This window comes from Streptacidiphilus rugosus AM-16 (assembly GCF_000744655.1).
Taxonomy (GTDB): domain Bacteria; phylum Actinomycetota; class Actinomycetes; order Streptomycetales; family Streptomycetaceae; genus Streptacidiphilus; species Streptacidiphilus rugosus.
In genome coordinates this window covers 3639593-3663794 of sequence record NZ_JQMJ01000004.1, presented here as the reverse complement: position 1 = coordinate 3663794, position 24202 = coordinate 3639593, and the positions used below count along the sequence as shown (strand labels likewise).

21 protein-coding genes are annotated in these 24202 nt (G+C 71.2%); 7 read left to right on the top strand and 14 right to left on the bottom strand.

Going from position 1 to position 24202, the window contains the following annotated elements; translation table 11 throughout:
- Positions 1-57: 57 nt before the first annotated feature.
- A complete protein-coding gene (locus BS83_RS47785; RefSeq protein ID WP_063774229.1) occupies positions 58-2217 on the bottom strand; it encodes a putative Ig domain-containing protein in 2160 nt (719 codons plus the stop codon).
- A gap of 520 nt (positions 2218-2737) precedes the next feature.
- Between BS83_RS47785 and BS83_RS25585 the strand changes: the two genes are divergently transcribed.
- Together BS83_RS25585 and pntB are read left to right on the top strand one after the other, a co-directional pair.
- On the top strand, positions 2738-4297 hold the full coding sequence (locus tag BS83_RS25585) for a Re/Si-specific NAD(P)(+) transhydrogenase subunit alpha (RefSeq protein ID WP_037605895.1): 1560 nt from the start codon (positions 2738-2740) through the stop codon (positions 4295-4297).
- A 6-nt stretch (positions 4298-4303) separates the two neighbouring features.
- Positions 4304-5767 carry a Re/Si-specific NAD(P)(+) transhydrogenase subunit beta gene (gene pntB / locus BS83_RS25580; RefSeq protein WP_037605894.1) on the top strand — a complete coding sequence of 488 codons (1464 nt, stop codon included), beginning with the start codon at positions 4304-4306 and terminating at the stop codon, positions 5765-5767.
- Positions 5768-5890: 123 nt separating this feature from the next.
- Here pntB and BS83_RS25575 read toward each other — a convergent pair whose 3' ends face one another.
- Positions 5891-6880: a GlxA family transcriptional regulator gene (locus BS83_RS25575; protein WP_232248483.1), complete on the bottom strand. Its 990-nt coding sequence runs from the start codon at positions 6878-6880 to the stop codon at positions 5891-5893.
- A 145-nt stretch (positions 6881-7025) separates the two neighbouring features.
- On the opposite strand from BS83_RS25575, the gene BS83_RS25570 reads away from it, so the two are divergent.
- Positions 7026-7616 carry a cysteine hydrolase family protein gene (locus tag BS83_RS25570; protein ID WP_037605893.1) on the top strand — a complete coding sequence of 197 codons (591 nt, stop codon included), beginning with the start codon at positions 7026-7028 and terminating at the stop codon, positions 7614-7616.
- Between the two features lie 96 nt (positions 7617-7712).
- On the opposite strand, the gene BS83_RS25565 is transcribed toward BS83_RS25570, so the two are convergent.
- A complete protein-coding gene (locus tag BS83_RS25565; RefSeq protein WP_051943923.1) occupies positions 7713-8780 on the bottom strand; it encodes a cytochrome c oxidase assembly protein in 1068 nt (355 codons plus the stop codon).
- A 239-nt stretch (positions 8781-9019) separates the two neighbouring features.
- Between BS83_RS25565 and BS83_RS25560 the strand changes: the two genes are divergently transcribed.
- Entirely contained in the window at positions 9020-9853 is an 834-nt protein-coding gene (locus BS83_RS25560; protein ID WP_037605890.1) for an exodeoxyribonuclease III, read from the top strand.
- A gap of 78 nt (positions 9854-9931) precedes the next feature.
- On the opposite strand, the gene BS83_RS25555 is transcribed toward BS83_RS25560, so the two are convergent.
- The 7 genes from BS83_RS25555 to dacB form a co-directional block, all read right to left on the bottom strand.
- On the bottom strand, positions 9932-10648 hold the full coding sequence (locus BS83_RS25555) for a lysoplasmalogenase (RefSeq protein WP_063774228.1): 717 nt from the start codon (positions 10646-10648) through the stop codon (positions 9932-9934).
- Positions 10645-11568 (bottom strand): sterol desaturase family protein, encoded by a 924-nt coding sequence (locus tag BS83_RS25550; RefSeq protein ID WP_037605889.1) that lies wholly within the window; start codon positions 11566-11568, stop codon positions 10645-10647. The genes BS83_RS25555 and BS83_RS25550 overlap by 4 nt, the downstream gene beginning before the upstream one ends.
- 147 nt (positions 11569-11715) lie before the next feature.
- Entirely contained in the window at positions 11716-12924 is a 1209-nt protein-coding gene (locus BS83_RS25545) for an amidohydrolase family protein (protein WP_037609834.1), read from the bottom strand.
- A gap of 164 nt (positions 12925-13088) precedes the next feature.
- Positions 13089-14426 (bottom strand): amidohydrolase family protein, encoded by a 1338-nt coding sequence (locus BS83_RS25540; protein WP_037605888.1) that lies wholly within the window; start codon positions 14424-14426, stop codon positions 13089-13091.
- Between the two features lie 111 nt (positions 14427-14537).
- Entirely contained in the window at positions 14538-15428 is an 891-nt protein-coding gene (locus BS83_RS25535; RefSeq protein WP_037605887.1) for an SDR family NAD(P)-dependent oxidoreductase, read from the bottom strand.
- A complete protein-coding gene (locus BS83_RS25530; protein WP_084714052.1) occupies positions 15429-16328 on the bottom strand; it encodes an acetoacetate decarboxylase family protein in 900 nt (299 codons plus the stop codon).
- Between the two features lie 191 nt (positions 16329-16519).
- Positions 16520-18061 (bottom strand): D-alanyl-D-alanine carboxypeptidase/D-alanyl-D-alanine endopeptidase, encoded by a 1542-nt coding sequence (gene dacB, locus BS83_RS25525; protein WP_037605886.1) that lies wholly within the window; start codon positions 18059-18061, stop codon positions 16520-16522.
- A gap of 284 nt (positions 18062-18345) precedes the next feature.
- On the opposite strand from dacB, the gene BS83_RS25520 reads away from it, so the two are divergent.
- A complete protein-coding gene (locus BS83_RS25520) occupies positions 18346-19749 on the top strand; it encodes an HNH endonuclease signature motif containing protein (RefSeq protein ID WP_037605885.1) in 1404 nt (467 codons plus the stop codon).
- Positions 19750-19836: 87 nt separating this feature from the next.
- Here BS83_RS25520 and BS83_RS25515 read toward each other — a convergent pair whose 3' ends face one another.
- Positions 19837-20382 (bottom strand): GNAT family N-acetyltransferase, encoded by a 546-nt coding sequence (locus BS83_RS25515; RefSeq protein ID WP_037602386.1) that lies wholly within the window; start codon positions 20380-20382, stop codon positions 19837-19839.
- A 93-nt stretch (positions 20383-20475) separates the two neighbouring features.
- Here BS83_RS25515 and thpR point away from each other — a divergent pair, with 93 nt between their 5' ends.
- Positions 20476-21030 carry an RNA 2',3'-cyclic phosphodiesterase gene (gene thpR, locus BS83_RS25510; protein WP_037602388.1) on the top strand — a complete coding sequence of 185 codons (555 nt, stop codon included), beginning with the start codon at positions 20476-20478 and terminating at the stop codon, positions 21028-21030.
- A gap of 26 nt (positions 21031-21056) precedes the next feature.
- On the opposite strand, the gene BS83_RS46630 is transcribed toward thpR, so the two are convergent.
- From BS83_RS46630 to BS83_RS25495, 3 genes are all read right to left on the bottom strand, one after another.
- Positions 21057-21509, bottom strand: a complete 453-nt coding sequence (locus BS83_RS46630; protein WP_198035297.1) for a hypothetical protein — start codon at positions 21507-21509, stop codon at positions 21057-21059.
- Positions 21458-22420: an MFS transporter gene (locus BS83_RS44255; protein WP_198035296.1), complete on the bottom strand. Its 963-nt coding sequence runs from the start codon at positions 22418-22420 to the stop codon at positions 21458-21460. Before BS83_RS44255 ends, BS83_RS46630 begins: the two co-directional genes overlap by 52 nt.
- A gap of 367 nt (positions 22421-22787) precedes the next feature.
- Positions 22788-22991, bottom strand: coding sequence for a cold-shock protein (locus BS83_RS25495; RefSeq protein WP_037602390.1), 204 nt, complete (start codon positions 22989-22991; stop codon positions 22788-22790).
- 295 nt (positions 22992-23286) lie between these two features.
- Here BS83_RS25495 and BS83_RS25490 point away from each other — a divergent pair, with 295 nt between their 5' ends.
- On the top strand, positions 23287-24123 hold the full coding sequence (locus BS83_RS25490; protein ID WP_037603286.1) for a menaquinone biosynthetic enzyme MqnA/MqnD family protein: 837 nt from the start codon (positions 23287-23289) through the stop codon (positions 24121-24123).
- The last annotated feature ends 79 nt before the right edge of the window (positions 24124-24202 follow it).

Sequence of the window (24202 nt, the reverse complement as noted above, 5' to 3'; positions counted from 1 at the left end):
CGGCTGAGCGGGGACGGGGCCTCGGGTTTCGTGCCTGTCAGCGGTGCGGGAGGGTGATCAGGAGGCGTTCAGCGCCGTATCGTCGACGACGAAGCTGGTCTGCAGGCTGACGTCCTCGTGACCGGTGAACTTGAGGGTGACGGTCTGTCCCGCGTAGCTGGACAGGTTGAAGGTGTGCTGCTGGTAGCCACCCGCCGCGTTCAGGTTGGAGTACGTCGCCAGCGTGCCCAGCACGGTGCCGGAGCTGTTCAGGACCTGGACCTTGACCGTGTCGTAGGCCGTGGTCGTGGTGGTCTCACTGGTGTCGATGTGCAGCCAGAACGAGAAGTTCGAGGTGCACCCGGACGGGACCGCCACGCTCTGGGCGAGGGTGTCGGTGTGGGTGGTGCCGTAGCCGTCCATCCAGGCGTTCCAGCTGCCGGAGTGGGCGGGCTCGCTGGGGCCGTTCTGGCCGATGACACCGGCCGTGGCGGTCCAGCCGGAGCTCCCGGACTCGAAGCCGGGGTTGCTGAGCTTCTGGCCCGGGCTGGCGCAGCCGCCGCTGCTCGGGTTGACCGTCCAGCTGAACGAGTTGCTGCCGGAGGCGGTGCCGGAGGAGGCGGTCACGGTGACGCTGGAGGTCGCGGCCGTGGTCGGGGTGCCGGAGATCAGGCCGGAGCTGGAGATGGACAGGCCGGCCGGGAGTCCGGTGGCGCTGTAGGTGAGGGACTTGCCGGCCGAGTCGCTGCCGGAGATCTGCAGAGAGGCGGCGGTGCCGACGGTGCCGGTCTGGCTGCCGGGGTTGTTCACGGTGACCGTCTCGGTGCTGACCGGGTTGACGGTCCAGTTGAAGGAGGCGGTGCCGGAGGCGGTGCCGGAGGTGGCGGTGACGGTGACCGAGGAGCTGCCGGTCGTGGTCGGGGTGCCGGTGATCAGGCCGGAGCTGGAGATGGACAGGCCGGCGGGGAGTCCGGTGGCGCTGTAGGTGAGGGACTTGCCGGCCGAGTCGCTGCCGGAGATCTGCAGGGAGACCGCGGTGTTGACGGTGGTGGTCTGGTTGCCGGGGCTGTTCACCGTGACCGTCTCGCCGTGGTTGACGATCGGGTGGGAGATGGCGCAGGCGTTGGTGTCGTTGGACCAGCTGGCCTGTTCGGGGTAGGTGCCGAAGGAGCCGAAGCTGATGTTGGCGGCGCCGCCGGTGGTGCCGGGGGAGAGCCAGGCGCACTCGTCGGAGTTCTCCTGGCCGTTGTAGCTGCTGCCGGTGTTGTTGGTCCAGCCGCCGGCGGGGTTCTGGTCGGACATCATCTCGTGCCACTCGTGGCCCATGGTGATGGTGTAGCCGTCCAGGGTTCCGGGGCTGTTGACGAAGCCGACGCCGCAGCCGGCGCCGGAGTCCATGTTGTAGGGCTGATTGGAGAAGGCGACGTCGCCGTAGGGCGAGGTGACGGCTCCGCCGGTGAGGGTGGAGTCGCCGTTGTAGTCGTGCCAGGCGCAGTACTGGTTCTGGTAGTTGTCGGGGTTGGTGCCGTGGGGGGAGAGGATGACGTAGTAGGCGTAGCGGTTGGAGGCGGCGGTGGTGTTGCCGAAGTGGGCGGCGGCGTTGACGGCCTCCTGGCCGAGCTGGTGGCCGCTGGCGGCGCTGGGGGAGGCGGCGCTGTTGTCGTACCAGACGCCGGCGAGGACGCCGCCGCTCTGGTAGGGGATGTAGCTGGCGCCGCTGGCGGGGCAGGAGGTGGCGCCGGTGGCGACGCCTGCGCCGTCGCACCACTGGGTGAGGTCGGCGGACCACAGTTCGTTGTTGGTGCCGATGCCCTTGAACATCTGCTGGGCGACCGAGGCGCCGCCGTCGGGGTCGCCGGTGAACTTGGCGTTGCCGTTGGCGTCGGTGCTCTGGGTGCCCCACTGGGTGCCGTAGAAGACCAGGTAGACCTTGGAGTGGCCGCTCTGGACGCCGATGCCGTCGATGCCGCCGCCGTAGGACAGCGTCTCCGGACCGGTCGCCGCAGGTGACGCATGGCTGGCGTCCCACGACTTCATCTTCGCGTTCTGCCCGATGGTGGGCAGCACGCCGTGACGGTACGGGTGCTGGTAGGCGGGGCTGTAGGGGTTGGCGGTCGGGGAGCTCGCGGCGGCGTTGGCCTGTGGGGCCACGCCGAACGCCAGCGCTCCGACTGCGGCGAGCGAGGTGAGGCCGGTGAGGGCCGCACGGCGCACTCCGCGGCGAAGGGTGATGCCCATCGTCGGAAGATCCTCTCTGTGGCGGAACGGTGATCGACCGAACGCACAACAGGATGACGTGTCCACGACATAGGAGTGCCCGGATCGCTGCACATGCGCCGTCGACGCGCTGAGCCTGCTTGCGGGGGAACGTGAGGAGCTTCGTGCCACCACCTCAGGTGGTGTTGTCCACCCCACAGAGAAGCAGGCCTCTGACCAGGCGTCAACATGCTCAGAACAATGACCTTCGTGCTGTATGTCCGAACAGCCTGGCTCCGACCCATCTCGCCCGGTCACAGGCGCGGCGACCGGGCCGGCGCCCGCCGAAGTCGCCGCGCCGCGCGCCGCGCCCCCGGTTGCGGGGGCGGGTGGGGGGCATGTGAGGAGTGGCGCCCGCATTTCCGTGGTGAAACATGTCACGGTCCGGCCCCGTCGGCGGGCCGGTGCCGGACGTGTAGGTTCCTGCCACCAGACGTGAGGGCGCCTGGCGGTCGCACATCCCTGTCAGCTGTTGTTTCCCCAGGTGAGAGAGACACGAGATATGTCGGCACAAGAACACGCGGACCACCCACCGCAGCGCATCGGTGTGGTCGCCGAGTCCGCGCCCGGCGAGACCCGCGTGGCCGCGACGCCCGCGACGGTACGCCAGTTGCTCGGCCTCGGCTACGAGGTCGTGGTCGAGTCCGAGGCCGGAGCAGCCTCAGGATTCACCGACGCCGCCTACAGCGAGGCCGGAGCGAGCATCGGCGAGGCGTGGGCGGCGGATGTCGTCCTGATGGTCAACGCCCCCTCCAGCGGTGAGATCGCCAGACTGCGGGACGGCGCCACCCTGGTCGGCCTGCTCGCCCCCGCGCAGAAGCCCGAGCTGCTGGCGGAGCTGGCGACGCGTCCCGTCACCGCGCTCGCCCTGGACGCCGTGCCGCGCATCTCGCGCGCGCAGTCGATGGACGTGCTCTCCTCGATGGCCAACATCGCCGGCTACCGCGCGGTCATCGAGGCCGCGCACGTCTTCGGACGTTTCTTCACCGGCCAGGTCACCGCGGCGGGCAAGGTGCCGCCGGCCAAGGTCCTGGTCGCCGGCGCCGGTGTGGCCGGTCTCGCCGCCATCGGTGCGGCGTCCAGCCTCGGCGCGATCGTGCGCGCCACCGACCCGCGCCCCGAGGTCGCCGACCAGGTCAAGTCCCTGGGCGGCGAGTACCTGCCGGTCAACGTGGCCCAGGAGGCCAGCACCGACGGTTACGCCAAGGCCACCTCCGCCGACTACGACCTGGCCGCCGCCGCGCTCTACCACGAGCAGGCCAAGGACGTGGACATCGTCGTCACCACCGCGCTGATCCCCGGCCGTCCCGCGCCGCGCCTGCTCACCGCCGAGGACGTGGCCGCGATGAAGCCCGGCAGCGTCGTCGTCGACATGGCCGCCGCCATGGGCGGAAACGTCGCCGGCACCGTCCCCGGCCGCGCCGTGGTCACCGACAACGGCGTGACCCTGATCGGCTACACCGACCTCGCCTCCCGGCTGCCCGCCCAGGCCTCGCAGCTCTTCGGCACCAACCTGGTCAACCTGATCAAGCTGCTGACGCCCGGCAAGGACGGCCGGCTCACCGTCGACTTCGACGACGTCGTGCAGCGGGCCGTCACGGTCGTCCAGAACGGCGAGATCACCTGGCCGCCGCCGCCCGTCCAGGTCTCCGCCGCCCCGGTGGCGCAGCCCGCGGCCGCGCCGGCCCAGCCCGCGGCGCCCAAGGAGCCGAAGCTGACCCCTGCGGCCCGGTTCGCCCTGATCGGGGCCGGGATGCTCGCCATGTTCGGCCTGGTCGCCTACGCCCCGGCCCAGCTCGCGCAGAACTTCACGGTCTTCGCGCTGGCGGTGGTGATCGGCTACTACGTGATCGGCAAGGTCCACCACGCGCTGCACACCCCGCTGATGTCGGTCACCAACGCCATCTCCGGGATCATGGTGATCGGCGCCCTGCTGCAGATCGGGCACGAGAGCTGGATCGTCACCACGCTCGCCTTCGTGGCCGTCCTGCTGACCAGCATCAACATCTTCGGCGGCTTCGCCGTCACCCGCCGCATGCTGTCCATGTTCTCGAAGGGCTGAGCCACGATGACTTCCACGACGGCCGCACACGCCGCGGACCTCGTCGCCGCGCTGCTGTTCATCCTCAGCCTGGCCGGACTCTCGCAGCACCGCACCTCCCGGGCCGGCGTCGCCTACGGCATCGTGGGCATGGCCCTCGCCCTGGTCGCGACCGTGGTGTTCGCCGCCCAGAGCATCAACGCCGGAGCCGTGGCCCTGATCGTCATCGCTATGGCACTGGGCGCGGCCATCGGCCTCTACCGCGCGCGCCGGGTCGAGATGACCCAGATGCCCGAGCTCATCGCCGTGCTGCACAGCTTCGTCGGCCTGGCCGCCGTGCTGGTCGGCTGGAACGGCTACCTCGAGGTCGAGTCGCACGGCGCAGCGCAGACCCACGTCGCCGCGGACCTGCTGAGCATCCACCACGCCGAGGTCGTCATCGGCATCTTCATCGGCGCGGTCACCTTCACCGGCTCGATCGTCGCCTTCCTGAAGCTGTCCGCGCGGATCGCCTCGCGCCCGCTGATGCTGCCCGGCAAGAACTACCTCAACCTCGGCGCGCTCGTCGCCTTCGCCGCCCTCACGGTGTGGTTCACGGTCAGCCCGAGCCTCGGCCTGATGATCGCCGTCACCGTGCTGGCCCTGGCGCTGGGCTGGCACCTGGTGGCCTCGATCGGCGGCGGCGACATGCCGGTCGTCGTCTCGATGCTGAACAGCTACTCCGGCTGGGCCGCGGCCGCGGCCGGCTTCCTGCTGGACAACGACCTGCTCATCGTCACGGGCGCGCTGGTCGGCTCCTCCGGCGCCTACCTCTCCTACATCATGTGCAAGGCGATGAACCGTTCCTTCCTCTCGGTGATCGCCGGTGGCTTCGGCATCGAGGCGCCCTCCGGCGGGGGCGACGAGGAGCAGGGCGAGCACCGCGAGATGCGCGCGGCCGAGGTGGCCGGACTGCTGGCCCGCGCCACCTCCGTGGTGATCACCCCGGGCTACGGCATGGCCGTCGCGCAGGCCCAGCACCCGGTCGCCGAGCTGACCCGCCGTCTGCGCGAGCGCGGCGTCGAGGTCCGCTTCGGGGTCCACCCGGTGGCCGGCCGCCTGCCCGGACACATGAACGTGCTGCTGGCCGAGGCCAAGGTGCCCTACGACATCGTCCTGGAGATGGACGAGATCAACGACGACTTCTCGGACACCTCGGTGGTGCTGGTCATCGGCGCCAACGACACCGTCAACCCGGCCGCGGCCGAGGACCCGACCAGCCCCATCGCCGGCATGCCGGTGCTGCGGGTCTGGGAGGCCGAGCAGGTCGTCGTCTTCAAGCGGTCGATGGCCTCCGGCTACGCGGGCGTGCAGAACCCGCTGTTCTTCCGCGAGAACAGCAGCATGCTCTTCGGCGACGCCAAGCAGAGCGTGGACGAGATCCTCCAGGCCCTGGGCACCGGCGATGACCACGGCGCGAGCTCCCGCCCGCAGCAGGTCCCGGTCGGCTAGGCCGCGCCCGCCGCTCCCGCTCCCGCTCCCGCTCCCGCGCCCGCGCCCGCTTCCGCTTCCGTGCCACGCCGTACCCCTCCCCGGTCCTCGGGGAGGGGTACGGCGCTTGTCGGGCTGCCACGCTCAGCCGGGGCGGCGGAACCGCTGCCGGTACTCGGTGGGCGTGGCGCCCAGACTGCGGCGGAAGGCCCGGACCAGGGTGTCCGTGGTGCCGAAGCCGCACGTCGTGGCCACCCGTTCCACGGTGTCCTCGGTCGCCTCCAGGCGGTTGCGCGCGGCCTCGACCCGAAGTGACTCCACGTAGGCGGCCGGGGTCGAGCCGACCTCCGCACGGAAGATCCTTCCCAGCTGGCGTTCGCCGACCTGGGCCTGCCGGGCGAGGTCGGCCACGGTCAGCGGGGCGTCCAGGTGCCGCAGCACGTACTGGCGAAGCGCGTCCATGCGGCGGGTGGTCGTCGTCGGCCTGGTGGGCACGCTGAACTGGCTCTGCCCGCCGGAGCGCTTCAGGTACATCACCAACTGCCTGGCCACCGCCATGGCCACCGGCTCCCCGAAGTCCTCGACCACCAGGGCCAGCGCGAGGTCCAGGCAGGCCGTGATGCCTGCGCCGGTCCAGACGCGTCCGTCCCGGATGAAGATCGGATCGCAGTCGACCTCCACCGCGGGAAAGTCGGCGGCCAGCTGCGCCGCCGTCGACCAGTGCGTGGTGGCCCGCCTGCCGTCCAGCAGCCCGGCGGCCGCCAGCAGATGGGCGCCCACGCACACCGACGCCACCCGCCGCGCCCGCGCCGCGAGCACCCGGACGCTCCGCACCACCTCGGGGTCGGTCAGCGCGCGGATCCGGCCGTCGCCGTCGACCTCCACCGAGCCGGGCACGATCAGGGTGTCCATGCGTCGCCCGGCCGCCTCCTCGAAGGTCAGGTCGGGCAGCACCCGCACCCCGGCGGCGGTGCGAACCGGCTCCATGCTGCGCGCGGCCAGCAGCACCTGACAACCGGCGGCGTCCGGGGTTTCCCGCCGCAACAGCGCGAAGACCTCCGGCGGCCCGGTGACGTCGAGCAGGTCCACGCCGTCGAACAGCATGATGACGATGCGTTTCGTGACCACGGCCACCTGTGGTTCCTCCCCATGGGGGACAGGAATCCCCGTTCGGTGTCCGTTTCTGCGGCTTGTACGACCTTGTTGTCAACAATTTGTTGATCGTAGCGTGGGAGTCGCCAGAAGGCCTCGAATCGACGATCGAAAAGGTGCCCTTCCCATGACGACGACCACCCTCCGTGAACTCAACGGCTTCGACCAGGCGCCGGCCGTCCTGGCGGATTCCACGCTGATCCTGATCGACTACCAGAACACCTATACCCAGGGCGTCATGGAGCTCGACGGTTGGAGGGAGGCCCTGGACGCGGCCGCCGAGCTGCTGGGCCGGGCCCGCGCCGCCGGGGCGAAGGTCATCCACGTCGTCAACGACGGCGGCGAGGGCACCCCCTACGACATCCGTGCCGAGATCGGCCGGATCCACCCCAGGGTGGCACCGGTCGAGGGCGAGCCCACCGTCGTCAAGGGGAAGCCGGACGCGTTCCTCGGCACCGGGCTGGACCGCCTGGTCGAGGAGGCGGGGAACGACACGGTGGTCCTCGCCGGGTTCATGACCCACATGTGCGTCGCCTTCACCGCCCAGGGCGCTTTCCTCCGCGGCAGTCACGTCACCATTGTCGCCGACGCCTGCGCCACCCGTCCGCTGCGGACCGCCGCAGGCGAGGTGACCGCCGACCAGCTCCACCGTGCCGCGCTGGTCACCGTCCACGACCTGTACGGGGTCGTCGTGGCCGAGGGCTCACAGCTCCTCTGAGGCGGCGGACGGCTGCAGGGTGTCTGCCTGCCCCTCGGCCGGGTCCGCCGCGGCCGGCCTCCCCGCGGCACCCGCGGCTGATCAGGCCGACGGAACTCAGCCCTGGTCCCTGCTGTAGCGGTGGGCGAGGTTCGGGTCGTCGAGCCACCAGGGGCGCATCATCTCCGGGTCGTCGTCCTCCGGCTCGGCCGCAGCCGCGGCGCCGGGGGAGGGGTCGCCCGAGGCGGCGGCGGCGCCGGCCGTGGCCGCTCGGCGGGAGGCGGCGGCCTCGCGCTGGCGGGCGATCTGCGCGTCGATCGCCGCGTCGACGGCAGCGGTCTCGGCGCGGCCCTTCACCATCCAGCGGCGCACCAGCGCCGCGAGGAAGGGCAGCCCGGCCATGTCGCCCAGCGCCCAGAGCGTGCAGCCGCCCCAGATCTGGTCCTGGTGGACCGAGGGCCCCCAGGGCCGACGCAGCCCGGTGTAGTAGTGCTCGGCGATGGTGGTGTGGCCGTAGACGAGCAGGATGCCCAGGCCCGCGTCGAAGATGACCTCGGCCATGGTGATGAAGAGACCCACCAGCTGCGGGTACTCGTGCGCGACCGGGTCGATCTGCAGGCGCGGCCAGAAGTAGGCGAGCCCCAGCACCACCAGGACCACGTGCAGGCCGACGTTCCAGGACTGGCTGGTCATCGTGTGCTGGTACCAGGACGTGAAGTAGAGCAGCCACGGCGGCAGCATCAGCAGCGCCGTCGACACGGCCGGGAACATCAGCACCTTGGAGGGCCGGCTGCGCAGCACCCGCAGCAGGCGGTCGCGGCCGCACTCGCTCGACGACTCCGCGATCAGCGAGACCGGCCCGCCCATGCCCAGCAGCAGCGGCACCAGCATCAGCAGCACGACGACCTGCGCGGCCCGGTCGGTGAAGAGGATCCGCTCGTACACCCCGACGCCCGACATGGTCGACCAGACCCAGAGGGCCAGTCCGCCGTACCAGGCGAGGGTGCGCCCGGCCGGCCAGGCGCCGCCGGTGCGGCGCACCCGCAGCAGACCGAGTCCGTACAGCGCACCCAGGAGCAGGGCGGCGGCCAGCACGACGGGTTCGAGCTGCCAGCTGGTCACCAGGTCCGACCACTGCCAGGCCGGCGGGCCGCTGTAACCCGACGCGAGCGTCGTTCCGGTCATCGTCCTCGCCTGCTTCCCGCTGCCGCTCTGTCCTGCTCTGTCCCGCTCTGTCCCGCATCGTGCCGGGGGCCGGTGACCCTCCGGGCGCAGACCATCATGGCGGACGCCGGACCCGGCGGACGCACCGACCCCCCGGGCGGGCCCCGACCGGGGGCGTGTTCGGATGCTGTTCGGTCGCCCGCGGCGCGCTGGGCGCGCTCGGCGGCGTCGCTGTCGGTGCCCGGCGGTAGGTTGGGCGCATGACCGTTCGCATCGCCACCTGGAACATCAACTCGGTGAACGCCCGACTGGACAAGCTGCTGGAGTGGCTCGGTTCCGCGCAGCCGGACGTGCTCTGCCTCCAGGAGCTGAAGTGCGCCACCGACGCCTTCCCCTACGACTCCGTCCGCGAGCTCGGCTACGAGGCCGCCGCCCACGGGAACGGCCGGTGGAACGGCGTGGCGATCCTGTCCAGGATCGGCATCGAGGACGTCGTCAGGGACCTCCCCGGCCAGCCCGGCTACCTCGACCCTGCGCTGGCCGCCGAGGACACGCTGGTCCCCGCCGAGCCGGAGATCGAGGCCCGCGCCGTCGCGGCGACCTGCGGTCCGGTCCGGGTCTGGTCGGTCTACGTCCCCAACGGCCGCGAGGTCGACCACCCGCACTACGCCTACAAGCTGCGCTGGCTCTCCGCCCTGCGCGACGCGGTGCGCCAGGACGCCGCCGGGCAGCGTCCCTTCGCCGTCCTCGGCGACTTCAACGTGGCCCCTGCGGACACCGACGTCTGGGACATCAAGAAGTTCGAGGGCGCCACGCACGTCACGGACGCGGAGCGCGCGGCCCTGGCCGAGCTGCGCGAGGCGGGCCTGAACGACGTCTTCCCGCGCGCGCTCAAGTACGACCAGCCCTTCACCTTCTGGGATTACCGCGGGCTCGGCTTCCCGAAGAACCTGGGCATGCGGATCGACCTGGCCTACGCGAACAAGCCTTTCTTCGCGGCCGTCGGCGACGCGTACGTGGACCGCGAGGCCCGCAAGGGCAAGGGCACCTCCGACCACGCGCCCGTCGTCGTCGACCTCGACCTCGACCTCTGACCGCGTTCGCACGTTCGCCCGTTCGCGCCGTTCGCACGTTCGCGCAGTGGGCCCGGCGACGTCGCCGGGCCACCGCTGCTAGGCGGGCGAGGACTGCGGTGCGAGGCTCGGCGCGGTGGGGTCGGCGGTGAGGCCGGGCGCACTGTTCCCGGCCTCGGCGGTCCGTCCGAGCGCGCCGGTCACCAGCAGGTACTGGCCGGCCAGGTAGGTCAGCATGATGCAGAAGTCGGCGGCTGGCAGCTGCGGCCAGTGGGCCAGACCGGTGGCGATGAGCGAGTCGGACAGCAGGAACAGCCCGCCGCCCAGGCCGGTGCGCGCGCCCGCGGCCATCGAGGTCGCCGCCATGCCCGCCAGCAGCAGGCTGTAGCAGGCGACGGGGATGCGCAGACCGGCGGCAAGGTCCGGCCAGAGCAGGGTGATCAGCACGGCCCACACCAGCGCGTAGCCGCCGAGGGCGAGTCGGCCCCGCGTGCCGCCGCCCGCGTTCGGCGTGCGCAGCGCGCCGCCGCGGACGAAGAGCGTGATGTAGCAGACGTGCGCGGCGGCGAAGCCACCCATGCCGACCAGGAACCACGAACCGCCGAACATCAGCATCGTGTCGCCGAGGCAGGACGCGAGCACCGCCCCGATCAGCAGCCGGGGCGCGCGGGGCCACACCGCGAGTGCGAGTGCCGGCATCAGCAGCGGCTTGGCCACGTTCTTGGCGAGGTGCAGCCCGAGCAGCGTGAAGAGCAGGTAGAGAGCGCAGAGGAGCAGGTAGCCGAGCAGGCCGCGCCTGGTTCTGAGGTCGTTCACGCGGCCGTCTCCTTCGCGAGCACCGCGGTGGAGGTGGAGGTGGAGGCGGTTGCGGTGGCGCCGCCGCCGGACGCGGCCTGGGCCGCCAGGTCGGCCGGCAGCCAGCCGGGGCCGCGGAACAGGTAGCCGAGTCGGTCGCGCCAGCCGCGGGCGGCCACCAGGTCGCGGCCGATCGAGGCGTACTCGTGGGTGGCCACGCGCAGCGGGTTGTAGGTGGAGATGTTCTTCGTCAGGCCGTAGACCGGCCTGCCGGTCTCCGGGGTGAAGCTGCGGAACAGCCGGTCCCAGACGATCAGGATGCCGCCGAAGTTGCGGTCCAGGTAGCCGCCCTGCGAGGCGTGGTGCACCCGGTGGTGGGACGGGGTGTTGAAGACCCACTCGATCGGGCGACCCAGGCGTCCGATCCGCTCGGTGTGGATCCAGAACTGGTAGACCAGACTGACCGAGGAGCAGAAGGCCACGGCGGCAGGGGAGACGCCGAGCAGCACCAGCGGCAGGTAGAAGACGCCGAAGCTGAGGTCCGTCCACGGCTGCCGCAGCGCGGTGGACAGGTTGTAGTGCCGGCTGGAGTGGTGCACCACGTGCTGCGCCCAGAGCAGCCGCACCCGGTGGTTGCTGCGGTGCGACCAGTAGTAGCAGAAGTCCTGACCGAGCAGCATCAGCGGCACCGTCGCCCAGTGCACGCCGAGCCGCAGCGGGGTCAGCGCGTAGGCGAGGTTGTAGAGGGCGAACGCGGGGATCTTCCAGGCCAGGTTGGTGACCAGACTGCCCAACCCCATGCTGAGGCTGGTCGCGGTGTCCTTGGTGGCGTAGCCGACCTCGTCCTCGTCGGGATGGACGAGGAACGAGACCAGCTCCACCACGGTGAGCAGGACGAACGCGGGTATGGACCAGAGCACGGGGTCGGGCAGGTTCGGCATAGCGTGCAGCGTAGAGGTGGCGATCTGCGCTGGCTAGAGGTCGTTACCGAGTGGTAGACGGGGACTCGCCCGCGCCCCGCCCGTTCCCCGCTCGCGCCCCGCCTGCTCCCCGCCGTGCCCCTCCCGGGGCTCCCTCCGGTGCGGGTCTCACCAGACCCGCACCGAGGCCCCCTTGGCGAAGACCGGGCTGGTCGCCCCGGTCGGCGGCTCGGCCAGCGGCTCGGCGACCTCCTCGACCAGCGGGCCGACCTTGGCCGCGATCGCGTCCAGTGCGTCGAGGTCGAAGCTGTAGACCCGGGCCGCGTTGCCGCCGACCATCGCCGCCACCTCCGGGTACGGCACCCCTGCGAACGACGTGCGCAGCGCCTCGGTGGTGAACGGGAAGGTCCCCTCGTCGTGGGGGAAGTCGCTGCCCCACATGATCTTGTCCAGGCCGATCCGGTCGCGCAGCGGCACCTCGTGCGCCCGCATGAAGCTCGCGCCCACGAAGCAGTTCCGCTCCCAGACCGCGCGCGGGGTGTCGCCCATCAACTCGGCGAGCCCCGCGCCGAACTTGGACTCCGCCGTCGCCGCCCGGGTCGCCGCGCCGACCAGCCGCCGGTGGTAGTAGTCCAGCATGTCCAGCACCCCGGGTATCCAACCGGAACCCTGCTCGGTGAGGACCAGTCTCAGCTCCGGATGGCGCCGGAACGCGCCGCCGAAGATGAGGTGCCACAGCGCCCGGTGCGAGAACCAGGTCGTCTCCACCATGAACACCGCTCGTGCTGCGGGCTCCTCGCCCAGCGTCGGACTGGCGGAGCCCGCATGGTGGTTGACCGGCACGCCCAGCTCGGCGCAGACAGCCCAGAGCGGGTCGTAGACCTGCGACCACAGCTCCGGCACGGGCGACCCCGGCGGCACGCCCGGCAGCACCAGACCGCCCCGCAGCCCGGCGGCGTGGCACCGGCGCACCTCGGCGACGGCGGCGTCCATGTCGTTGAGCAGGATCTGGAACGTCCCCGCCCGACGGCCCGGCGCCTGCGCGCAGAAGTCCGCCATCCACCGGTTGTGCGCCTGCAGCCCGGCCCAGCGCAGCTCGAACTCCTCTGCCGTCGGCTGCACGGCGGTCAGCGACGCGCTCGGGAAGAACGGCGGCACCGTGTTCGGGAAGACGACCTCGGCGACGATGCCGTCCTGCTCCAGCTCGGCCAGGCGTCGGTCGGAGTCCCAGTTGCGGGTGGCCTCCGGCGCCATCAGGTCGGTGAAGGGGTTGACGTAGTCCACGGCCCAGGCGTCGAAGGCCTCGTGGTGGGCGGAGGCCAGATAGGGCCGGTAGTCGAGCAGGTCCGCGCCGGCGTGGCAGTCGGCGGAGACCACGGTGTAGCGCTCGGGGTGTTCGGTCTGGGGCTGGTGCCGGTGGTGGTGCTGGTGCTGCTGGTGCTCGTGTTGCCCGTGCTGCCCGTGCCGCCCGTGGTCGTGGTCGTGGTCGTGGTCGTTGCGGTGTGGCTCGGGGCGCTCGCTCGGATCCCCCTGCTGCTTGCTCAAAGCGTTCTTCCCTCCGTCGGTGCGGCGGTGCCCAGGAACGGGAAGTCATGGCCCGTCAGCCAGTGCCTGCCCACCTCGCGTGCGGGTGCCCATGCGGCCTCGACCGCGGACTGGTCCTCGGGCTGCCCGAGTTCGGCCGGCCTCGGGCCGATCCGCTGCGCGATCGGGGCCAGCGCGGCCGTGTCGAAGCCGAAGACCTCCGCGCAGGAGAGTCCCAGCATCTGGCGGGTCTCGGCAACGGGGATGTCGTGGAAGGTGGTGCGCATCCACTGCCGGGTGTTCGGCCAGGTTCCTTCGGGGTGGGGGAAGTCGCTGCCCCAGCAGATGTTGCCCAGGCCGATCTCGTAGCGGTGGGCCAGCTCGCGGCGCTTGGTGTTGGTCGCGGCGATGAAGCAGTTCCGGTCGACGTAGCTGCTCGGAGCCATGGTCAGCTCCGAGAACGGCGAGAGCTTCTTGCCGCCGTGCGCGCCGAGGTAGAGCCGGTCCATGAACCAGAGCAGGTTCGGCAGCCACCAGCAGCCCGACTCGGCCACCCCGAAGCGCAGGCCGGGGAACCGCTCGAACACCCCGGACCAGAGCAGGAACCAGAGCGGTCTGGCCGGCCAGAACGTCACCTCGGTGACGTAGATGCCCAGATGGCCCCCGTACTCGTGGCGCGGTGCCGCGCCCGAGTGGGTCACCACCGGCATCCGCAGCTCCTCGCAGACGGCCCAGACCGGGTCGTAGCGCCGGTCGTGATACGGCGCCTTGTCGACCCACATGGCCGGGATCATCACCGCGCCGAGTCCGTCCGCGTGCGCGCGGCGGACCTCGGCGACGACGATCTCCGGGTCGCCGGTGATCGGCAGCAGCGCGACGCCGCAGCGCCGCTCCGGGCTCCCGCCGTCGCGGATGAACTCCGCGAGCCAGCGGTTGTGCGCACGGGCCCCGGCCATGCCGAGCACCGGGTCCTGGTCGCCGCTGAGCCCGAGGCCGACGCCGAAGGGCGCAGCGGTACGCGAGTCGACGGCGTCGGCGTCGGGGAAGACGACCTCGCCGGCGACGCCGTCGCTGTCCAGCTCCTTGTCGCGCTGCGCCGCGTCCCAGCCGCCGCGCAGACCCTCCTCGTGGTCGTGGAACCACTTCTCGGCGAAGGCTTCGTTGCGCACGCCCAGCCGCGTCGACTCCTCGCGGCGCGCGTCGGCCTGGGCCAGGAACTCGTCGAAGGCGCGGTGGTGGGCCTGTTCCAGGTAGGGGCGGTACTGCTCGGTCGGCAGTCCGGCGTGGCAGTCGGACGAGATGATCAGATACGGGTCGTCGTAGGACACCTGCGGGTCCTCCTCTCGTGAAGGCATGTGGCGCACGTGGTGCACGTGGCGTACGTGGTGCGAGGCGCGCGAGGGAGTGCGAGGGCATGCGGGCGCGCGATCGATGCGGGAGAGTGCGGTCGGTTCGGGAGGGGCGGCTCAGTCGTCGCCGAGGATGAACTTCTCCAGATACGCCGGGTTGCTGCGGTCGAGCATCGACTGTGAGCGGGCCCGGATCTGACGGTCGCTGTGCTCGCTCGGCGGCAGCATCCAGAACCGGTCCGCCCGGATGCCGTCCACGACGACGCCCGCGACGTCCTCGACCGGGGTGAACTCGATCTTCTGCCCTGCCGCCTCCATCGCGGCCTCCCACTGCGCGAGGCTGCGGTACGGCGTCCGGCGGGGTCGCTCCTTGGCGAAACGCTCGGGGCGGTTGCGGTGCGACTCCCACAGGCCGGTGCGCAGCATGTGCGGACCGGGGAAGAGCACGGACGCGCCGATCGGGGAGCCCTCGGCACGGAGGTGCGCGTAGAGCGACTCCGACATGGTGACCACCGCCGCCTTCGTCACCGCGTACACGGAAGCGGTCGGCAGCGGTGCGATCCCGCCGTCACCGGAGGAGGTGTTGACGATGTGTCCCGCCTCGCCGCCGGCCAGCATGCGCGGCACGAAGGCCTGGATGCCGTGGAACACACCCCAGACGTTGACCGCGAACGCCCACTTCCAGTCGTTCGGCTCGTGCTCCCACATCCGGCCCTCGGCCCCCGAGCCGACACCGGCGTTGTTGCACAGCACGTGCACGGCCCCGAAGGCGCGGTAGGCGGCGTCCGCGAGCGCCTCCACGCTGTCGCGTTCGGAGACGTCGGTCACCCGCCCGACCGCCTCCGCGCCCTGCTCGCGCAGGCCGGCGACGGCCTTGTCCAGCGCCGCCTCCTCGACGTCGGCGAGGACGATGCGGAGGCCCTCGGCGGCGAACCGCTGCGCCATGGCGAGCCCGATGCCGCCCGCCGCGCCGGTGACCACGGCAACCTGTCCACGGGTCAGTTCCACTCAGGCCTCCGACGACGACGTGGCGGACCGCGCCTGCCCGGGGGCGGCGTCTGAGTTGGCGGTAGCGGAGTTCGAGGCGGCGGAGTTCGAGGAGGCGGAGTTGGAGGCGGCCGGAGCGGGGACGGAGTCCAGCACCTGGGCCGGGTCGTCGTAACGCTGGTGGACGTAGGGCAGCAGCGCCTGCGCGCTGACCCGCTCGACGACACGACCGCGCTGGTCGGAGGTCTTCTCGCCGATGGTGATCTCCAGCAGCCGCCGGACCGGCAGGTCCGCGACCGGGTCGAAGGCCGACTCGCGCAGGATCACCTCACCGGCGACGGCCTCCAGCCTGCGCACGCGCTCGTTGCGGGTGCAGTGGACCAGCACCGGGTCCAGGTCGAAGCCATCCCCGTCGACCGCGGGCAGGAACTTGAAGTAGAAGTCGACCTTCTCGACCGGCTCGGGGATCGGCAGTTCCCCGGTGACCCGGCCGCGCACCTCCACGAAGTCGATCCCGTGCCTGCCCAGCCGCGCCACCACGTCCTCGGCCTCGCGGGAGACCGAGACCTCGCCGAGCTTCTTCGGCTCGCCGAAGACCTCGCGTCCCCCGATCAGCGCCCGCTCGGTGGTCATCGGCATGACGAGCGGATACCACCCGCTCTGCGCGCCGTGCTGGGCCGCCACGGCGAAGGAACCGGCCCCGAGGGGCGAGCCGAAGATGTCGACCTGACTGATGTTCACTCGCACCAGCGGCCGCTCGGCCGGCTTCAGCGGTGCGGGCAGCACCTGGGCGACCGCGTCCGGGTCGCTCTCCCAGACGGCCACCACGCCGGTCGACCAGATGTCGGGCAGAACGGACCGTGCGTCCCTCGCCGCCTGGATCTCGGCCTCGGTGCGGGGTCCGTAGCGTACGCGTGCCATGGCGGTGCCGTCCCTTCGCTCGGTGCGGGGTGATGTCCGTCCGTCGGACGCCCCGGCGCAGCGGGTGCCGCGCCGGGTGTCTGTAACGGTGTTACTCCGAACCGCGTGAAGGGTAAATACTCATGACAGACATTCAGTTCCGCCGGGTGCGGGTGCGGGTGCGGGTGCGGGTGCGGGTGCGGGTGCGGGGCTCAGTGTCTGGCTTCTGCCTGCTCCTGCAGCAGGCCGGCGATCCTGGCCAGGTCGTCCCCGCCCGTGATGACCCCGTTGATGTCGGGCACGGATGCGCCGTTCACGACGAGGTAGAAGCTGTCGTAGTGTCCCGGGCGCACCTGGAGGTAGCCGCCGATCGCCAACGCGCCGACGGCGATCCGCCGGTTCACCGCGTCCTCCCCGGCCACCGTGCCGGTCTTGGCCCACACCTTCCCCTTGCCGGGACAGGTGGGACTTCCGTTGCAGACGAAGGCGAGCAGGCCGTCCACCCCGAGAATCGCCTGGGCCTCACGGAAGCGGGCCGCGTCCGGCGTGCCCTCCCAGTAGCGCAGCAGCTCGATCTCGGCGCGTGGTGTGACCCGGTCGACGGGGTTGCCGCCACGACCGTCGAGCAGTTGGACCTGTGTCGGATCCACACCTGCGTGACGCAGGAAGTCGCGGATCACCGGGAAGCCGTCAGCGCACTGGTGACTGTGCGCTGTGACGGCCATCAGGCAGACGGTGAGGTTGGCCCCCAGGTTGTGACTGACCTTCAGGATCAGGCGGGCGTACTGCTCGAAGACCGGTGAGGTGTAGGCGGCGACGCGCGTGCTGCCCGCGTAGGAGGCGGGGAGGAGTGCGGTGGGGTTCGCGCCGGTCGGAGGCGCGGTGACACTGACGCCCGCGCGGGCCAGTGCCTCGATGAGAGCGGTGCGCCCGAAAGCCGCTGGATCCTTGATGCCGGAGACGCGCAGGACGGGCTGCGAGCCGGCCGCGATGGTGCCGGTGAGGGTGATGTGGGTGCCGTCGGGCGAGGCCGACACGGTGATGTCGGTCGTCCGGCCCTTGGCGACCGTGCGCACGGTGGACACGACGTGGTAGGGCGCGACCTGGGGACGCCAGCTCAGTTTGGCCTGACGACCCGGGCTGGTCGGGGTGGTCAGGAGATCGATCAGGTTGTCGTTGATGATCAGCGGGGTGGGCGTCGGGTCGAGCCCCGAGAAGGACGTGAAGAGCCGGGAGTCGATGGCGACGTTCCCCGCCACCCGGGTGATGCCGGACTTCCGCACCTGACGAGCGATCTGGTCGAGGCCGGCGAGCGGGTTCTCGGGCGTGAGGGTCGCGCCGGGGGCGTCGTTCGCGTAGGTGTGGTCGATCGACGTGAAGTCCACCGAACCGTTGGGCTTCGTGCGACCGCCCATCGTCAGGTCGCCCTGCGCGACGAGCGCGAGGTTGCCCGTGAGGACGGAACCGGAACGTCTGCCGAGCGCCTGGACGGGTGTGGTGAACCGGTGTTCCCTGCCGAGTACGTGCCATGCGGTCGACACCGGCACCAGCTTGGCGGTCGATCCCGGGATGAAGAACTGGTCAGGGAAGTCGGAGTGGATCACCTTGCCGCTCCGGTCGTCCACCTCCAGCAGCCCCCATTGGGCATGCTTGTAGGCGGGCTTGTGCATGATGGCCGTGATCTCAGGCCCGAGCCCCGACCGCTGCGGCGAAGGGTCGGCTGCAGCCCCTGCCACCGTGACCACCCCCGACATCAGCGCGGTCGTCAGGGCGACGGCCCATCGACTCGCGCGTCGGAGACGACTCGTACTCGACGTCATACGTCCACCTGTTCCGGGCCGTTGGCGGCCTGCTCCTCGTCCTCTGCCTGTGCTGGCTGGAGGAGAGGTACCTCCCGGCGTCGAGCGCTTGATCGACCATGGCTCTGAGCTGGGGGTTTTCACTCGTGTGAGTGATGGTGTGGGGCTGGATGGGGTGTCATAATTGTTCTATGGACGCCTCGATGTTCGGGGGCGGGTGTGAAGACGGAGATGCGTCCATGGGTGAGGTGTTTTCCGCCTCGCTGGGGGACGTGTTCCGTGCCGATCCCCTGACCCCCTCAAGCTCCCGCCAGGCCCGTGCTGCGAGCACCGAGCCGCTGCGGACCCTGCCCGCCTCGTGCATGACGTTCCTGGCCGCGTTGGCAGCGGAGGACGACGACGCCCTGTGTGCGGCCGGTGCCCCGTTCCAGGCCGAGCAGCTTCTCGCGCTGGTCCGGTTCGAGGAGATGGTCGGGGCGGAGCTCGCACGCCGGGTCGCGGTGTTCGACCGCACGGGTGCGGTGGCCGCCACCCGTTCCCGGACGGCGAAGGGGTTCCTGCAGACGCACGGCCAGTTGAGCGACCGGGCGGCGAAGCAGATCGTCGACCGCGCCCGCCGCCTGAACACCCTCCGCACCGTCCGCACCGCCCTCACCGACGGGGAACTCTCCGCCAGCCAGGCCGACGTCATCGCCCACGAGATCACCGACGTGGAAGACCCCCAGGCCCGCGCCCAGGCCGAAGAACTTCTGGTCGGGCAGGCGAAGGAACTCCACCTCGGTCAGCTCAAGCAGGCCGCCCGGCAGGTCCGCGCCCACCTGGTCGAAGAACAGGAGCCGCAGGTGAAGGATGCCCCGGCGCTGTTCCGTTCCACGGCGAGGCTGTCGCAGACCGGCACGTCGGATGACCCGTTCTGGGTGCTGACCGCGGAGCTGTCGGCGGTGGCGGGGGAGAAGCTGCGTGTGGCGCTGGAGGCGGCGATGGGCACCCCCGTGGAGGGGGAGACCCGGACGCATCCGGAGCGGATGGGCGACGCCCTGGAGGCGGTCGCCGACCTCGCGCTGGGCTGCGACAAGCTGCCCACCACCGGTGGTCAGCGCCCTCACTTCACGGTCATCGCGGACCTGGACGCGCTGCGGGAGGAGTGCCCCGCCCACCCCACCTTCGACGGGGACGACGACCCCGAGCAGCCCCCGGCCGACGACGACGTGTCGGGGTTGCTGCACCCCGTCGGTGTCGCCACGTCCACGCGGGGGTTTCGGTTGCCGCGGTGGCAGGCCCGTAAGGAGTCCTGCGACTGCCGGCTCCGGGTGATCCTCACCAAGGGCCAGGGCAAGCCGGTCTCCATCGGCCGCGCCACCCGCACCGTCCCCGCGCACCTGCGGGACGCGGTCATCGCCCGGGACCGGCACTGCGTCTGGCCCGGCTGCACAAGGCCACCGACCTGGTGCGAGGCCCACCACCTCACCCACTGGGCCGACGGCGGCCACACCAGCCTGAACAACCTCGCCCTGCTCTGCGGAGAACACCACACCGACCTCCACCACACCGGCTGGGAACTCGAAATGAGTGGCGGCAGACCCACAGCCGTCCCACCACCGGACACACCCCCACCCCCCAACACCCGCTACCCCAACCGGTAGCCACAACCCCACAAGGTGCCGATGAGCCGCCCACCCGGCGGCCCATCGGCACGCCCACATGTCCGCATGCCCAAGGGGCAACGGCCCCTACTTCAGCCGCATCGCGAAGAGCATGCCGGGCCAGCTCGGGCGGCCCTCCCTCGGAACCTCGAAGGGTGCGACCTCCACGAAGCCCTGGTCGGCGTACCACGCCTTCAACCGGCCGTCGTCGCCCGCGAAGCAGTCGACCCGCACGAGGTCCAGGCCGCGTCGGGCCGCCTCGGCCACGGCCTCCGCGATGAGGAACCCGCCGACGTCGCGGCCCTTGAACGCTCGGGAGGTGGCGAGCAGGTTGATGAACAGCTCCGGCTCCTCCACGGGGGCGATATAGGCCCCCGGAGTGCCGGAGACGGAGAGGACGCCCGCGATCTCGTCCGTCGCCGTTACCGCCACGCGCAGTTCGTTGCGGTCGATCCGGCCCTGCATCCGCTCCACCTGCAGCGGATTCTCGGACCAGTGGTCGGTGCCCCACTGGGCGACGCGGCCGAGGCCGACGAGCCAGTCCATGATGCCGTCCATGACGGCCAGCACGCCTGCGAGATCGTCCGAGGTGGCCGGGCGGATGCGTAGTTCGTGTCCGGTGGTGTTGGTCATGTGATCATTTCTATCCCACCTGTGGCGTCCGACTGGTGAGCACTCACGTGGACGTGCATTCCGCTGCCGGAGGTCTTCGTAGAGACTGCCGGGATGAGACTCTTCCTCGCCGTCTTGCCGCCGGAGTCGGCGGTCCAGGAACTGGACGCTGCCGTGCGTCCGCTGCGCATGCTTCCGCAGGGGACGGGGCTGCGCTGGACGGGGTTGGAGTCGTGGCACCTGACGCTGGCCTTCCTGGGCCATGTGGACGCGGAGCAGCTCGCGGCGCTCGAACCGCGGTTGGCGCACATCGCGCACGAGCATGCGGCGCACCGGCTCCGGCTCGCCGGGGCGGGGCGCTTCGGGGACCGGGCGCTGTGGGTAGGTGTCTCCGGTGACACGCTCGCGCTCCGCAAGCTCGCCGAAGCGGCGGCGGACGCCGCGCGCCGCAGCGGGATAGGGGTGGACGAGCGACCCTTCCGCGCCCATCTCACCTTGGCCCGGAGCGGCACGGCTCGCGCGGACCTGAAGGCTCTGGCCGGAGCGCTGGCGGACTTCCAAGGCGAGGAGTGGACGGCGGGCACGCTCTGTCTGATGCGTAGCTACCTCGGTGCCGGACCCGCGCACTACGAGGTCGTCGGGGAATGGCCGCTCACGCCTGAGAGCTGACCCGCGACGCCGAGGATCCGAACCCCTCAGACGGATGCGGCGCCCACCGGCTCGGACTCGATCCCGGGCCCGGAGGACCCGGGCCGACGCTCCGCCGTGGAGCCGTGCTCCGCAACGGACTCCGCAACAGACCCCGCAACGGACGTCGTCGTCGCCTCGGTGGGCGCGGTCAGCCACTTCCGGCAGGTGACCAGGAGCACGGCCCCGGCGGCGATGCCGCCGCAGGCGATCAGGGCTGCCGCGCGCAGGGATTCGCCGACCACGGCCCCGGAGGCGGCTGAGCCCAGCGCGTTGCCGGTGGAGAAGACCGTGACCAGCCAGGCGAAGGCCTCCGTCGTGGTTCCGGCCGGGGCGAGCTCCGCGATGAGGACGAACGCCGCCGCCAGCAGCGGGGCGAGGCCGAGGCCGGAGAGGGTCGCGGCCGCGCTCATCCCCAACGGACCGGGCACCGCGAGCAGCGGCAGGTAGCAGGCGGCCATGCCGGCGGCGAGGGCCCAGGTGCGCGTGGAGGTGGGGGACTTCCAGCGGACCGCGCCGTAGGCGAGGGCGCCGAGCAGGCCTGCGAAGGCGGCGAGCGCGAGCAGGAGCCCGGCTCCGCCGGGGAGTCCGTGGTGCTCCTGGGCGTAGGCGACGAAGAGGATGTTCTGGCCGCCGACGGACCAGCCCGTCCCGGCGAAGGCGAGCAGCAGCAGCACCAGGCCGCGCGAGCGCAGCGGCCCGAGCCAGTGGTGGCGGGGTCGACCTGCGGCTCCCGGCCCGATCTCACCGTTCGCGCCGACTGCTGCCCCCGGAGCCGCGGCCCCGGACGACGCTGGCCGCCAGGCGCGGGCGGGGCGGAGGTCGCGACGAGGAGGGTGCCCGCGATGCCGAGACCGGCTGCCAGCCACAGCGCGGCGTTCGGCGAGCCGAAGGCGGCGATGCCGGCGACCAGCAGGGGGCCGGCGACGTAGAGGAGTTGCTGCGAGGCGGAGTCGAGGGCGTAGGCGGTCTCCAACTGCTCCTCGGCGACGATGTCCGGCCACAGCGCGCGCAGGCACGGTTCCAGCGGCGGCATGGCGACGCCCGCCAGGGCCGCACCGGTGACCGCCATGGCGGCGGAGCGCGGGTCGACGGCGAGCAGGACGTAGCCCGTCGCGGCGACGACGGCCGAGGCGAGCAGCACGCGGGGCTGGCCGAGCCGGTCGACCGCGCGGCCGAGCACCGGGCCGCCGACGGCCGCGCTGATCGCGTAGGCGGCGGTGGTCAGGCCCACCTGGGCGTAGGAGGCGCCCGCGCCGCGCAGTGCGAGTGCGATGGCGACGACCGTCATGCCCGCGGGGAGACGTCCGGTCAGGGTGCCGGAGAGGAGGCGGGCGACGACGGGGGCGCGCAGCACGGAGAGATAGCCCATGGATAAACAAGTTATACGTATAACCGATGAGAAGCAAAGCCGCCGTCGATCGGGATTCGGTCAAGCTCGGCCAGAAGCGGAAAAGGCACCTCGAACTCACGGACCGAGCCGACCTGAAGACGACCGCCGGGCAGCGGTTCAAGCCGCCCGCGAGGGCCCGGCAAAGGCAGCAAAGGCGGTGGTGATGACTGCGGCAATGGCGATGGCAATGACCGCCGCAACGCCCGTTGCACAGACGCCGGCAGACGTCGGCAGACGTCGGCAAAGGCGGCCGCGCAAAAGGCAGAGGGCCTCGCCCCGGCGGTGTGCCGGGGCAGGCCCTCTTGGGTACTGCGTGGACTACTGGTGACTCAGTTGGAAGTCAGACCTACAGCGGGGTGACGTTCTCCGCCTGCGGGCCCTTCGGGCCCTGGGTGACGTCGAACTCCACGGTCTGGTTCTCCTCCAGCGAGCGGAAGCCGCTCGAGTTGATGGCGGAGTAGTGGACGAAGACATCGGGGCCGCCGCCGTCCTGGGCGATGAAGCCGAAGCCCTTCTCGGCGTTGAACCACTTGACGGTTCCGGTCGCCATACCGTTCTCCTTGCGAGGGACGAAATGGACGCCACACTGCGTGGCATCCGGTCCGCTGCGCTGATCACCCCGCCGTGCCTTCCAGGTACTTCTGTGACAAAGCTCTGAAAACCACAGAAGCCCGCGGTCACATGTGCTCCGCAGGCTTCAGTACTGCATGGGAAATCAAACTGCAACTGCAGAAACCCTAGCACGCAGCCCCGCCCCCGGCCAGGGATGATCGTCAGGCGGGTCTACTGTTCTTCGGGTGGACACCCAACACGACGGGCAACACCCGCACAGGCAAGACCCGCACCTGCAAGAGCGCCAGCAGCGGCCGCGCGTGGGACACATCCAGTTCCTGAACTGCCTCCCGCTGTACTGGGGGCTGGCCCGGACGGGCAGCCTCATCGATCTGGACCTGACCAAGGACAATCCGGACGCTCTCAACGACGCGCTCGTCGCCGGTCGGCTCGACATCGGGCCGATCTCCTGCGTCGAGTACCTGCGCCACGCCGACCAGCTGACACTTCTCCCCGACATCGCCGTCGGCAGCGACGGTGCGGTGATGTCCTGCGTGATCATCAGCGAGCTTCCGCTCGCCGAGCTGGACGGCCGTCGGGTCGCACTCGGCTCGACGAGCCGGACCTCCGTCCGGCTGGCCCAGCTGCTGCTTGCGGAGCGCTTCGGCGTGACGCCGGAGTACTACACCTGTCCGCCCGACCTCGGGGCGATGATGCAGGAGGCCGACGCCGCCGTCCTGATCGGCGACGCCGCGCTGCGCGCCTCGCTGCACGAGGCGCCCCGTCTCGGCCTCAACGTCTACGACCTGGGCGCGATGTGGAAGGACTGGACCGGACTGCCGTTCGTCTTCGCTCCCTTCGCGGCCCGCCGTGACTTCCTCGCCCGGGAGCCGGAGACCGTGGCCGAGGTGCACCGTGCCTTCCTGGCCTCGCGCGACCTCTCCATGGAGGAGATCGACAAGGTCTGCGAGCAGACCGCCCGCTGGGAGGCGTTCGACGCCGCCACGCTGCACCGCTACTACTCGGAGGCGCTGGACTTCAGCTTCGGCGAACGCCAGTTGGCCGGCATGCGTGAGTTCGCGTCGCGCATCGGTCTCGCCACCGACGAGATCCGCCTCCTCGGGACCTGAGCGCTCGCCGACCCGCCCGGACCGCCCGGACCGCACTGGCCTGACTGGCCACCGTCCACCCTGACCTCCTGGCCACCCT

Coding starts and splice junctions, on each gene's coding strand:
- thpR (WP_037602388.1), top strand. CDS start 20,476: ATGAGACTCTTCCTCGCCGTCTTGCCGCCGGAGTCGGCGGTCCAGGAA.
- BS83_RS25520 (WP_037605885.1), top strand. CDS start 18,346: ATGGGTGAGGTGTTTTCCGCCTCGCTGGGGGACGTGTTCCGTGCCGAT.
- dacB (WP_037605886.1), bottom strand. CDS start 18,061: ATGTCGGGGGTGGTCACGGTGGCAGGGGCTGCAGCCGACCCTTCGCCG.
- BS83_RS25585 (WP_037605895.1), top strand. CDS start 2,738: ATGTCGGCACAAGAACACGCGGACCACCCACCGCAGCGCATCGGTGTG.
- BS83_RS25530 (WP_084714052.1), bottom strand. CDS start 16,328: ATGGCACGCGTACGCTACGGACCCCGCACCGAGGCCGAGATCCAGGCG.
- BS83_RS46630 (WP_198035297.1), bottom strand. CDS start 21,509: ATGGCCGCCTGCTACCTGCCGCTGCTCGCGGTGCCCGGTCCGTTGGGG.
- BS83_RS44255 (WP_198035296.1), bottom strand. CDS start 22,420: ATGGGCTATCTCTCCGTGCTGCGCGCCCCCGTCGTCGCCCGCCTCCTC.
- BS83_RS25550 (WP_037605889.1), bottom strand. CDS start 11,568: ATGCCGAACCTGCCCGACCCCGTGCTCTGGTCCATACCCGCGTTCGTC.
- BS83_RS25495 (WP_037602390.1), bottom strand. CDS start 22,991: ATGGCGACCGGAACCGTCAAGTGGTTCAACGCCGAGAAGGGCTTCGGC.
- BS83_RS47785 (WP_063774229.1), bottom strand. CDS start 2,217: ATGGGCATCACCCTTCGCCGCGGAGTGCGCCGTGCGGCCCTCACCGGC.
- BS83_RS25560 (WP_037605890.1), top strand. CDS start 9,020: ATGACCGTTCGCATCGCCACCTGGAACATCAACTCGGTGAACGCCCGA.
- BS83_RS25515 (WP_037602386.1), bottom strand. CDS start 20,382: ATGACCAACACCACCGGACACGAACTACGCATCCGCCCGGCCACCTCG.
- BS83_RS25570 (WP_037605893.1), top strand. CDS start 7,026: ATGACGACGACCACCCTCCGTGAACTCAACGGCTTCGACCAGGCGCCG.
- BS83_RS25565 (WP_051943923.1), bottom strand. CDS start 8,780: ATGACCGGAACGACGCTCGCGTCGGGTTACAGCGGCCCGCCGGCCTGG.
- pntB (WP_037605894.1), top strand. CDS start 4,304: ATGACTTCCACGACGGCCGCACACGCCGCGGACCTCGTCGCCGCGCTG.
- BS83_RS25540 (WP_037605888.1), bottom strand. CDS start 14,426: ATGCCTTCACGAGAGGAGGACCCGCAGGTGTCCTACGACGACCCGTAT.